Source organism: Streptomyces sp. NPDC020362, from assembly GCF_040642095.1.
Classification (GTDB): Bacteria; Actinomycetota; Actinomycetes; order Streptomycetales; family Streptomycetaceae; genus Streptomyces.
In genome coordinates, this window is sequence record NZ_JBFAET010000254.1 from 1 (window position 1) to 10840 (window position 10840).

Genomic DNA, 10840 nt, shown 5'->3' on the forward strand with positions numbered 1-10840 from the left:
GATCGCCTCGCTCCTCGCCGAGTACGAGTCGCACATGGAGACCCTCCAGTTCCGCAAGGCGGCCGCCGCCCTGCGTGCCCTGTGGTCGGCCGGCACACGCGCAAAGGGGCACGGCGGACGAGCCGTGCCCCAAGGTGTCAGGCCCCGCGGACCTCCGCGATCGTCACCGGCCGGTGCTCGTGCAGGGACAGCGTGCACGCCTCCGCGATCCAGCCCGCCTCGAGGGCGTCCTCGACGGTGCACGGGGAGGGGCGGTTGCCGGCCACGACATCGGTGAACGCCGTGAGTTCGGCGCGGTAGGCGTCGGTGAACCGGTCCATGAAGAAATCGTGCGGGGTGCCCGCCGGGAAGCTCACGCCGGGCTCGACCGAGCGCAGCGGCAGCTGGTCGTCCAGGCCGACCGCGATGGAGTCCTGGAAGCCGTGCAGCTCCATGCGGACGTCGTAACCACGGGCGTTGTGACGGGAGTTGGAGACCACCGCGATCGTGCCGTCGTCCAGGGTGAGGATCGCGCCGGTGGTGTCGGCGTCGCCCGCCGCCTTGATGTAGTCGGCGCCCCGGTTGCCGCCGACCGCGTACACCTCGGTCACCTCACGGCCGGTCACCCAGCGGATGATGTCGAAGTCGTGCACGGAGCAGTCCCGGAAGATGCCGCCGGAGGCGGCGACGTAGGCGGCCGGCGGGGGCGCCGGGTCCAGGGTCGTCGAGCGGACCGTGTGCAGTCTGCCCAGCTCGCCGGCGCGCACCGCGGCCCGCGCGGCGACGAAGCCCGCGTCGAAACGGCGGTTGAAGCCGATCTGGATCGCCACGTCCCTGCCCTGCACGCCCTTGAGGACCTCGACGCCCTCCGCGATGGTGCGGGCCACCGGCTTCTCGCAGAAGACCGGGACGCCCGCCTCCACACCGGCCAGGATCAGCGCGGGGTGGGCGTCGGTCGCCGCGGCCACGACGATGCCGTCCACGCCGGCGGCGAGCAGTTCCTCGGGCGAGCCGGCGAACTCGGCGCCGAACCGCTCGGCGGCGGCCTTGGCCGCGTCCGCGAACGGATCGGTGACGACGAGGGACTCGACGGCGTCGAGCCCGGAGAGGGTCTCGGCATGGAAGGTGCCGATGCGGCCGAGGCCGAGGATTCCGATACGCATGTGCTCCGCTGCTCCTTGTGCGTGGTTGCTGTCCGGTGCCGGGGCCGCACCCCGGACGCCGGTCGGCCTTCGGGCTCGTCCGCGATCGCCGGACGGGCTCGTTCTCTTCAGTCCAGCCCGCCCAGAACGTTCTGGTCCCAGTCGATCACCGATCCGGTGACCACGCCCGAACGGTCGGACAGCAGGAGGACCACGAAGTCCGCGATCTCGTCCGGCCGGCCGAGCCTGCCCATCGGCAGCCGGGCGGCGGCCTGCTCCCGCCAGTCGTCGCCCGCCCCGTGGAAGGCGCGCTGGGTGGCGTCCTCGCCCTCGGTCGCGGTCCAGCCGATGTTCAGGCCGTTGATCCGGATCCGGTCCCAGCGGTGGGCGTGCGCCGCGTTGCGGGTCAGGCCCACCAGCCCCGCCTTCGCGGCGACGTACGGCGCGAGGAACGGCTGGCCGCCGTGCGCCGACGAGGTGATGATGTTGACGATCGTGCCGGGCGCCTTGCGGGCCACCATGTCGGTGACCGCCGCCTGCATCGCGAAGAACGGTCCCTTCAGGTTGATCGCGATGTGCGCGTCGAACAGCTCGGGCGTGGTGTCCAGCAGCGTGCCCCGGGAGGTCAGCCCTGCCGAGTTCACCAGGCAGTCGATCCGCCCGTACGCGTCGACCACCTCGGCCACGGCCGCCTTGGCCTGCTCGGCGTCGGCCAGGTCCGCGCGCACGAACATCGTCCGGCCGCCGGCCGCCGCCAGCTCGGCCACCAGAGCCTCACCGGGTTCGGTACGGCGACCCGTGACGGCCACCGCGGCGCCCTCGCGGGCGGCGGCCCGCGCGATCGCGGCACCCACCCCCTGGCTGCCGCCGTTGACCAGGACGACCTTGTCGTCGAGAAGTCCCATGCGCCCTGTGCCCTTTCAGCTCTCGCGCCGCTCCGCACCGGCCCGCAGCTCCTCGCGCAGCCGCTCCGGCACCCATTCCTCGCGCAGGGCCCGCCGGACCCGGTCCGCCTGCGACGGCGGGGCCAGACCGTCGACCGGCGGGTCCTCGTCGAGGTTGGTCGGGAAGGGGTAGCCCTCGGCGCTCGCGGCGACCACGTTCTCCAGCCACTGTGCCCCGGTGCCCGCCTTCTTCCGCCTCAGCAGCACCGGGAAGACCGCGTTGGCCACCGCCTCCCGGTCCACCGTCTCCATAGCGCGCCCGAAGGCGGAGGAGATCTGCAGGAGGTTGGCCGTGCGGCGCACATCCGCCGTACGGTTCGCCCCCGCGGCGTGCAACAGCGCCGGATTGAAGAACGCCGCATCGCCCTCGGCCAGCGGGAGCTGGACGTGGTGAGCCTCGAAGTGGGCCTGGAACTCCGGGAGCCGCCAGGCCAGATAGCCCGGCTCGTAGAGCTGGGAGTACGGCAGGTACAGCGTCGGACCGGACTCGACGGGCATGTCGCAGTGGGCGACCGCGCCCTGGAGCGTGAGCACGGGGGAGAGACGGTGCGCGTGCGCCGGGTAGGCCCCCGCCACGGCGTTGCTCAGGAAGCCGAGGTGGTAGTCGCGATGTGCGGTCTGTCCCGCACCGCCCGGGTTGACCACGTTGACCTGCGAGGTCACCTGGTAGCCGGGGCCCAGCCAGGCCGTCGAGACCAGGGCCAGGACGTCGTTCGCGTAGTAGTCGGCGAACGCCTCGGGGTCGTACAGCGCCGTCTTCTCCAGTGCGTTCCACACCCGGTCGTTGGCCCCGGGCCTGGCGAAGTGGTCCCCGGCCCGCACGCCGGAGGCCCGCTGCTCGGCGATCAGCGCCTCGAACACAGCCGTGACCCGGTCCACCACCGCCAGATCGGGGAAGGCGCCGCGGACGACCACGATCCCGGGGCCGTCGGCGAGCGCCCCCACCAGTTCGCCCCGCAGGGCCTCCCGGTCACCGGCCGTCCGCAGCCGGTCGCCGTCGTAGACGAGGACGCCGTCCGCCACCGACGCGGCGTGCGGGTACCCGGCGAGGTCCGTGGTCCGTGCGACGAGGGCGCGGAAGGCGTCGAGGTCGCAGTCCTGCTCGGACAGCCGGGCCCGGCCTGCTGCGGCGCTGAGGGACATCGGTGTCCTTCTTTCGTTCACGGAAGCCACGCGGCCCTGCCATTCTTGTCAGTACAAACCCCTCGAACAACCAGCAGACACCCGTCAAAAACCCCTCAAGGAGCCGGCCCATGGGTCATCCCTTCCCTCTCCGGGAAATCGCACGTCAGGCGGGCCTGAGCGAGGCCACGGTGGACCGCGTGCTGAACGGCAGGGGAGGGGTGCGGGAGAGCACCGCCCAGGAGGTGCACCGGGCCATAGCCGACCTGGACCGGCAGCGCACCCAGGTGCGGCTGGTCGGCCGCACCTTCATGGTCGACATCGTGGTGCAGGCACCGGAGCGGTTCACCACGGCCGTACGGGCCGCGCTGGAGGCCGAACTGCCCTCGCTGCACCCGGCCGTGGTCCGCTCCCGGTTCCACTTCCGCGAGACGGGGCCGGCGGCCGAGCAGGTCAGGACGCTGGACCGGATCGCCCGCCGGGGCTCGCAGGGGGTGATCCTCAAGGCGCCGGACGTCCCCGAGGTCACCGCCGCCGTGGCCCGGCTCACCGCGGCCGGTATCCCGGTCGTCACCCTGGTCACCGACCTGCCCGCCAGCGGCCGTCTCGGATACGTGGGCATCGACAACCGGGCCGCGGGCGCCACCGCCGCCTACCTCATGGGCCAGTGGCTCGGCGACCGGCCCGGCAATGTCCTCACCAGCCTGAGCAGCGGCTTCTTCCGCAACGAGGAGGAGCGCGAGATGGGATTCCGCAGCGTCATGCGGGCCCGGAACCCACAGCGCACCCTGGTGGAGATCGCCGGGGGGCAGGGCCTGGACGCCACCCAGTACGACCTCGTCCGCGCCGCCCTGGAACGCGACCCGGAGATCCGGGCCGTGTACTCCATCGGCGGCGGCAACAACGCGACCCTGCGCGCCTTCGCCGATCTCGGCCGCCACTGCGCGGTGTTCGTCGCGCACGACCTCGACCACGACAACACCCGTCTGCTGCGCGATCACCGCCTGTCCGCCGTCCTCCACCACGACCTGCGGCACGACCTGCGCGAGGCCTGCCACGAGGTGATGCGCCACCACGGGGCGCTGCCGCCCGCCGGACCGGTCCTGCCGTCCGCGATCCAGGTGGTCACCCCGTACAACATGCCTACGACACCGGGAGGCTGACCCACGCCCCACTCTCGGCCGACACCGCCATGGCGTCCAGCACGGCCGCGCTGCGCACCGCGTCGGCCAGCGTGGCGCCGTGGGGCCTGCCCTCGGCGACGGAACGCAGGAAGCGGTACGCCTCGATGACCTTCAGGTCGTCATAGCCCATCGCGTTGGCGGCGCCCGGCTGGAACGCGGCGAACTCGCCGTCGCCCGGTCCGACGTAGACCGTGCTCACGGGCTGGTCCTGGTACGTCGTACCGCGGCTGACCGCCAGCTCGTTGAGCCGGCGGAAGTCCCAGGACACAGCGCCCTCGGTGCCGTGCACCTCGAAGCCGTAGTTGTTCTGCTCGCCGACCGAGACCCGGCAGGCCTCCAGGACCCCGCGCGCGCCGGAGGCGAACCGCAGCAGGCAGCTGACGTAGTCCTCGTTCTCGACCGGACCCGGCTCGCCGCCGGAGGCGAGCGCGTGGCCCGCGGTGGCGCTCGTCGGGCGGGCCCGCTCCGGGACGAAGATCGCGGTGTCGGCGGTGAGGGAGGCGATGTCCCCGAGCAGGAACCGGGCCAGATCGGAGCCGTGCGAGGCCAGGTCGCCCAGCACCCCGCTGCCGCCGCGCTCGCGTTCGTACCGCCAGGTCAGAGCGCCGTCCGGATGGGCCGCGTAGTCGCTGAACAGACGGATGCGCACATGGGTGACCGTGCCGATCCCACCGGAGGCGATCAGCTTGCGGGCGGTCTCCACGGCGGGCGCGTTGCGGTAGTTGAAGCCGACCGCGCCCTGGACGCCGGCTTCGGCGACCGCGTCGGCCACCGCGCGGGCGTCCTCGCCGGTCAGGCCCACCGGCTTCTCGATCCACAGGTGCTTGCCCGCCTCCGCCATCGCCACACCGATCTCCCGGTGCAGGAAGTTGGGCGCGGTGATGCTGACGGCCTGCACGCGCGGGTCGGCGGCCACCTCGCGCCAGTCGCGGGTGGCGGAGGCGAACCCGAACCGCTCGGCGGCCTCCTCGGCCCGGCCCGGCACCTCCTCGGCCACCGCCACCAGCTCGGGCCGCAGGGGCAGCTGCGGATAGTGGTGCCGGACACGGGCGTACGCCTGTGTGTGCACCCGCCCCATCCAGCCGAACCCGACGACGGCGACACCGAGCGCATCCACCATGACAGCACCTCTTTGGACCGGTCCACATCCTGTCCGGGCCACCTTTGTACGGACATGCTCCACGCGTCAACCCTTCAGCGAGGGGAAACAGCTCTGTGTCAGCCCTTTGACAGTTCGACCTGCTTCATGGAACGGTCCAAGTCATGAAACCGCCGACGATCCGTGACGTGGCCGAACGGGCCGGAGTGTCGAAGTCGCTGGTCTCGCTGGTGCTGCGCGGTTCCGGCCAGGTGCGCGCCGAGAAGCGGGACGCCGTCCTGGCGGCCGTACGGGAGCTGGGCTACCGGCCGAACGCCGCCGCCCGCAGCCTCAGCGAACAGCGCACCCGGACGGTGGGCGTCCTCCTCGACGACCTGCGCAACCCCTGGTTCGTCGAACTCCTCGACGGCCTGAACTCCCTGCTGCACGCGGCCGGCCTGCACATGCTGCTCGCCGACGCCCGGCTGAACCGGCGCATCGGCCACGACCTCGCCGAACCCTTCCTGGACCTGGGCGCCGACGGCCTGGTGGTGGTCGGCACGGTGCCGGACGCGGGCGCGCTCGGCGCGCTGGCGCAGCGGATTCCGGTGATCGTGGCGGGGGCCCGCGAGCCGCAGCCGCCGTGCGTGGACGTCGTCGCCGGGGACGACGAGCACGGGGCCCGGCTGGCCACCGAGCACCTGCTCGGCCTCGGTCACCGCCGGATCGCCCATCTCGCGGGCCGCGGCGCGGTCGGCGAGTTGCGCCGGCGCGGCTTCGAGGCGGCGATGCGGGCGCACGGGGCCGAGCCGCTGGTCGAACCCGGCGATCTGACCGAGGAGGGCGGCTACCGGGGCACCGTACGGCTGCTCAGCCGCCCCGACCGGCCCACGGCGGTCTTCGCCGTCAACGACATGGCCTCGGTCGGCGCGCTGTCGGCGGCCGGGGAGCTGGGGCTGAAGGTGCCGCGGGACCTGTCGGTCGCCGGGTACGACAACACCAGCATCTCCCGGCTGCGGCACGTGTGGCTGACCACCGTCGACACCGCTCCGCACGAGGTCGGCCGGCGCGCCGCCCGGTGCCTTCTCGACCGCTTCGAGCGGCCCGGGGGAGAGGGGCGCGTGCACCTGGCCGTACCGACGCTGGAGATCCGGGGGACGACGGCGGCGCCGCCCGGCCTCACAGGTTGATCGAGTACGCCTTGCGCAGTGTCTCGTGCACGGTCCACGTCGTACGGTCGCCCGCGCGCAGCACGGCCATGTCGCCGGGCCCCACCGTCAGCGTCGGCCCGCCCTCGACCTCGATCGTCGCCGACCCGCTGATGACCACGAACAGCTCGTCCGCCTCGGTGTCGGTCACCACCCCCGGCGTGATCTGCCAGATGCCGCGGATCTGCCGGCCGTCCGGCGACTCCCAGACCACCTTCCCGGTCACCTCGGGGTTCCCGGAGACGATCTGCTCCGGGTCGAGGGGCTCGGGCTCGAGGTCGGCGTCGGGGATGTGAAGCGCGAAGCTGTGCGTCATGAGGCGACCCTAACGAGGGTCCGCACCGCGCGACCGTCGACAGTGTGTGCAGCATCGGGGCTGGTGGGAGGACACTTCGTCTGCCACGCGGACCGGCCCGGCCCACTGGCGGCGGCGCGGGGCCCGGGTGATCGTGGAGAGCATGGCTGACTCCACGGCCGCCGGCGTCGAGTCGCACCGGCAGCACGGCACGCGCGAGGCCGTCCTGTTCGGCGGTGTCTACGGTGCCGTCCTCGCCAGCTCGATGGTCGCCGCACTCACCCAGTACGGCCACAGCTCGGCCGCCAGCCGTCGCTACGACGCCCTGTGGCTGCTGGTCACCGCGTTCGCCTCCGCCCTGGCGCACGGCTACGCCCACTACATCGCCGAGCGCGCCCCGCACCGCCGCTGGGACGCCGTGCGTGCCCTGCAGAACGAGTGGCCGCTGGTCACGGCCGTCCTGCCGACGGCTTTCCTGCTCGCCGCCGCGGGCTGGGGCTGGTGGCCCCCGAACGGCGTCGAGTACCCGGTGTTCGCCCTGAACATCGCGATTCTCTTCGTCCTGGGGCTGGTCACCGCCCGCTCGACGGCACGCAGTTGGCCGCACGCCGTCCTCGTCGGTCTGGTGGACGCGGTGCTCGGGGTGGTCGTGGTGGTGGCCAACGCGGTCATCAAGTAGGCGACGGGCGTCCTGCTGGGCATGGATCCCGTATGACCACCGAAGACGCCGTGACCGAAGCGGCCGCCGCATCGGACGAAGCCGCCGTGCCCGACGGAGCTGCCGTGCTCCACGGGGCCCCCGTCCCGGACTCCGCCGTGCTCGACGCAGCCGCCGACGCCGTGACCCGCCAGGCCGTCGACAGTCTGCGCACCACGTCCGACCCCCGGCTGGGCGGCCTGCTCGCCGCCCTCGTCCGGCACCTGCACGCCTTCGCCCGCGAGACCCGGCTGACACAGGCGGAGTGGGAAGCGGCGGTCGGCTTCCTCACGGCCACCGGTCAGGCCTGTACGGACAGCCGGCAGGAGTTCATCCTCCTCTCGGACGTCCTCGGCCTGTCCGTGCTCGTCGAGACGCTGCACGGGCACCGCGCACCCGGCGTCACCGAGTCGACGGTCCTTGGCCCCTTCCATCTGACGGCGTCCCCGGCGCGGGAACTCGGTGACAGCATCGACCTGGTGGGCGACGGCGAGCCCTGTGTGGTCAGCGGCCGAGTCCGCTCCGCCGACGGAACCCCGCTGCCCGGCGCGCTCGTGGACGTCTGGCAGGCCGACGGGAACGGTTTCTACGACGTCCAGCAGCCCGACGTCCAGCCGCCCGGCAACGGGCGAGGCCTGTTCACCGCCGACGCCGAGGGCCGCTTCCGGTTCCGCACCTGCGTGCCCAGCTCCTACCCGATCCCCGTCGACGGGCCTGTGGGCACCCTGCTCCGGGCCGCCGGCCGCCATCCCTACCGGCCCGCGCACATCCACTTCCTCGCGAAGGCCGACGGCCACACCCCCGTCACGACCCACATCTTCGTGTCGGGCGACGCCTACCTGGACTCGGACGCGGTGTTCGCTGTGAAGGACAGCCTCGTGCAGGACTTCACCCCGACCGACGACCCGTCCCTGGCACACGGGTTCGGCGTACCGAACCCGTTCCGGCATGCCCGCTTCGACCTCGTGCTGGAACGCACCTGAAGCTCCCTGTGCTGCGGGTGGGACACGACGGGGGCACGCTGGGAACATGCTGGGTGCGGTGGGCCGTGTGGTGTGCGGCGCAGCACGGGGCGCAGCGGTCCCGCTGGGCGGGCGACGGCCGCCCGCGCACCGGCCCCGTATGGCCTCCCTGTGCGTCGCCGCGCTGTTCGCCACGGCGCTGCAGGCGACGACGGCCGCGGCGGCCGCCCCACCCCGGGGCGACGGCTGTGCGAGCGCCGAGGGCAGGCCCGCAGGACAGGCACGCCAGGTCGTCGAGCTCGTGCGCGAGGCACGCCGGGACCTCGACCTGAAGGCCGCTCTGGTCCGGGTCACGATCGACGGGCGGGAGGTGGCCACGGTGGCGGACGGCACGTCGATGAACGGCGTGCCGGCCACCCCCGCGATGCACTTCCGGTCGGGTTCCGTCGCCATCGCCTTCATGGGGACGGCGCTGCTCCAGCTCGTGGACGAGCACCGGGTGAGCCTGGACGACACCGTCTCCCGCTGGCTGCCCGACCTGCCGCACGGCGACAGGATCACCTTGCGGATGCTGGGTGACTCGACCTCCGGCCTGCACGACTACGTCACCGACCCGGCGTTCGTGAAGAAGCTCTACGCCGACCCGTTCCGGCACTGGACGCCGGACGAGCTGGTCGGCTTCTCCCTCGGCCACCCCCTGTGGTACGCGCCGGGCACGAACTGGAGTTACTCGCACGCCAACTTCGTGCTTCTGGGCCGCGCCCTGGAGAAGATCACCGGAACCCCGCTGGACAAGCTGCTGCGCGAGCGCGTCATGGACCCGCTGGGGCTCGGTGAGACCCGCAACGGCTTCACACCCGAGATCCCGGCCCCCGTACTGCACGCCTACGACGACGAACGCGGACCCTACGAGGACGCCACCTACTGGGACCCGTCCTGGACCACCGCGCCCGGAGCGGTGCTCACCACCGACATCTGCGACCTGGCCCGCTCGGCCCAGGCAATCGGCTCGGGCGAGCTGCTCTCCCACCGCTCCTATCAGGTGCAGCTGAACCCCGGGACCGTCGGCCTCGGCGTCCCCACCTCGACCTGCCCCGCCACCGTGTGCCTGAAGCAGACCGCGGACTTCCACTATGGAGTGGGCGTCATCCACAAGTCCGGCTGGGTGCTGCAGAATCCGTCGTTCGCCGGCTTCGCGGCCGTACAGGCCTATCTGCCGCAGCGGCGGCTGGCCATCGCCGTGTCCACGACGGTGGGACAGAAGGCGCCCGAGGGCAACACGGCTCAGACGATCACCGAGCGCATCGCGGCCGTGCTGGCGCCCGACCACCCGCTGCAGGGCTGACGTCAACGGCCGGTGCGCACCCCGTCCAGGGCGATGGACAGCACTCGGTCGCGCTGGGCGTCGTCCTCGAACGCCGTCGCCGTGATGCCGGCGACCATCCGCAGCAGGTCGCCGAAGTCCATGTCCGCGCGGGCCACGCCCGTCTTCTGGGCGCGCACCAGCAGCGGACCGCCGGCCGCGTACATGGACTCGCGGCAGGCCATGAAGATGTCCGACTCGTCGTTCAGGGCCTCGCGGACCGCACGCTTGGTGACCATGTTGCCGGTGAACCGGTCCAGCCAGGCCGTCAGGGCCTCCCACGGCTCCCGGTCGGCGACCTCCACGGCCGCCCGGCACAGGGCGTTCACCTCGTCCGCGTAGACGCTCTCGAAGAGGTCGCGGCGGGTCGGGAAGTTCCGGTAGAGGGTGCCGATGCCGACGCCCGCGCGGCGGGCGACGTCCTCCAGGGAGGCCTCGGCGCCGTGTTCCGCGAAGGCCTCACGGGCGGCCGCATCCGCACCATCGGCGGGTCCATCGGCGCAGCGCTCACCGGTGTCCTGGTCACCGGTCGCCTCCACCCCTCCGGCCTGCCCTACGCCTCCGGCTACACCCACGCCTGGGCGCTGCTCGCCCTGCTCTGCCTGGCCGCGGCAGGCGCCGTCCTGCTCGTCCCGGTCGGCCGCACCGGCCGTACGGTGGGCTCCTCCGTGGCGGGGGCGACACCGGCACCGGCGCGCGTGCGGTAGGGTTGACCTGCGTGATCGCGTGGAACACCCCGCGCGAGGTCGCAACGGGACGTGGCGCAGCTTGGTAGCGCACTTGACTGGGGGTCAAGGGGTCGCAGGTTCAAATCCTGTCGTCCCGACGTGCGAGACGCGGGTCAGGGGCTGCTCCGAAGAAATTCG

At 72.6% G+C, this 10840-nt stretch carries 11 protein-coding genes, 1 tRNA gene and 2 pseudogenes; 8 read left to right on the top strand and 6 right to left on the bottom strand.

Translation table 11 applies throughout. From position 1 onward, the window contains the following. Window positions 1–94, top strand: a pseudogene (locus AB0H32_RS43140) (hypothetical protein); the annotation flags it as partial. Between the two features lie 43 nt (window positions 95–137). Here AB0H32_RS43140 and AB0H32_RS43145 read toward each other — a convergent pair. From AB0H32_RS43145 to AB0H32_RS43155, 3 genes are all read right to left on the bottom strand, one after another. Beyond that, complete coding sequence (locus tag AB0H32_RS43145) at window positions 138–1142, bottom strand: Gfo/Idh/MocA family oxidoreductase (protein WP_361133483.1); 1005 nt, start codon at window positions 1140–1142, stop codon at window positions 138–140. 107 nt (window positions 1143–1249) lie between these two features. Next, the gene (locus AB0H32_RS43150) at window positions 1250–2026 is read right to left on the bottom strand and encodes an SDR family oxidoreductase (protein WP_361133486.1); all 777 of its coding nucleotides are present in this window, start codon (window positions 2024–2026) and stop codon (window positions 1250–1252) included. Between the two features lie 15 nt (window positions 2027–2041). After that, window positions 2042–3208, bottom strand: a complete 1167-nt coding sequence (locus AB0H32_RS43155; RefSeq protein ID WP_361133488.1) for a phytanoyl-CoA dioxygenase family protein — start codon at window positions 3206–3208, stop codon at window positions 2042–2044. Window positions 3209–3318: 110 nt separating this feature from the next. On the opposite strand from AB0H32_RS43155, the gene AB0H32_RS43160 reads away from it, so the two are divergent. Next, on the top strand, window positions 3319–4350 hold the full coding sequence (locus AB0H32_RS43160; protein ID WP_361133490.1) for a LacI family DNA-binding transcriptional regulator: 1032 nt from the start codon (window positions 3319–3321) through the stop codon (window positions 4348–4350). On the opposite strand, the gene AB0H32_RS43165 is transcribed toward AB0H32_RS43160, so the two are convergent. Next, entirely contained in the window at window positions 4331–5491 is a 1161-nt protein-coding gene (locus AB0H32_RS43165; protein ID WP_361133493.1) for a Gfo/Idh/MocA family oxidoreductase, read from the bottom strand. The two genes, AB0H32_RS43160 and AB0H32_RS43165, sit on opposite strands and share 20 nt — an antisense overlap. A 143-nt stretch (window positions 5492–5634) precedes the next feature. On the opposite strand from AB0H32_RS43165, the gene AB0H32_RS43170 reads away from it, so the two are divergent. Further along, window positions 5635–6639: a LacI family DNA-binding transcriptional regulator gene (locus AB0H32_RS43170; RefSeq protein WP_361133496.1), complete on the top strand. Its 1005-nt coding sequence runs from the start codon at window positions 5635–5637 to the stop codon at window positions 6637–6639. Here AB0H32_RS43170 and AB0H32_RS43175 read toward each other — a convergent pair. Further along, the gene (locus AB0H32_RS43175) at window positions 6629–6973 is read right to left on the bottom strand and encodes a cupin domain-containing protein (RefSeq protein WP_361133499.1); all 345 of its coding nucleotides are present in this window, start codon (window positions 6971–6973) and stop codon (window positions 6629–6631) included. The two genes, AB0H32_RS43170 and AB0H32_RS43175, sit on opposite strands and share 11 nt — an antisense overlap. Before the next feature lie 142 nt (window positions 6974–7115). On the opposite strand from AB0H32_RS43175, the gene AB0H32_RS43180 reads away from it, so the two are divergent. The 3 genes from AB0H32_RS43180 to AB0H32_RS43190 are packed head-to-tail and all read left to right on the top strand — an operon-like array spanning window position 7116 to window position 9956. Further along, on the top strand, window positions 7116–7631 hold the full coding sequence (locus AB0H32_RS43180; RefSeq protein ID WP_361133502.1) for a hypothetical protein: 516 nt from the start codon (window positions 7116–7118) through the stop codon (window positions 7629–7631). Between the two features lie 32 nt (window positions 7632–7663). After that, the gene (locus tag AB0H32_RS43185; RefSeq protein ID WP_361133505.1) at window positions 7664–8632 is read left to right on the top strand and encodes a dioxygenase; all 969 of its coding nucleotides are present in this window, start codon (window positions 7664–7666) and stop codon (window positions 8630–8632) included. Between the two features lie 46 nt (window positions 8633–8678). Further along, on the top strand, window positions 8679–9956 hold the full coding sequence (locus AB0H32_RS43190; RefSeq protein WP_361133508.1) for a serine hydrolase domain-containing protein: 1278 nt from the start codon (window positions 8679–8681) through the stop codon (window positions 9954–9956). A gap of 2 nt (window positions 9957–9958) precedes the next feature. Here the strand turns inward: AB0H32_RS43190 and AB0H32_RS43195 are convergent, their stop codons facing one another. Then, window positions 9959–10549, bottom strand: coding sequence for a helix-turn-helix domain-containing protein (locus AB0H32_RS43195; RefSeq protein ID WP_361133511.1), 591 nt, complete (start codon window positions 10547–10549; stop codon window positions 9959–9961). On the opposite strand from AB0H32_RS43195, the pseudogene AB0H32_RS43200 reads away from it, so the two are divergent. Both AB0H32_RS43200 and AB0H32_RS43205 read left to right on the top strand, forming a co-directional pair. Continuing rightward, window positions 10448–10681: pseudogene (locus AB0H32_RS43200) on the top strand (MFS transporter); the annotation flags it as partial. The gene AB0H32_RS43195 and the pseudogene AB0H32_RS43200 sit on opposite strands and share 102 nt — an antisense overlap. Window positions 10682–10726: 45 nt before the next feature. Continuing rightward, window positions 10727–10800 (top strand) — tRNA-Pro (locus tag AB0H32_RS43205). Window positions 10801–10840 lie beyond the last annotated feature (40 nt).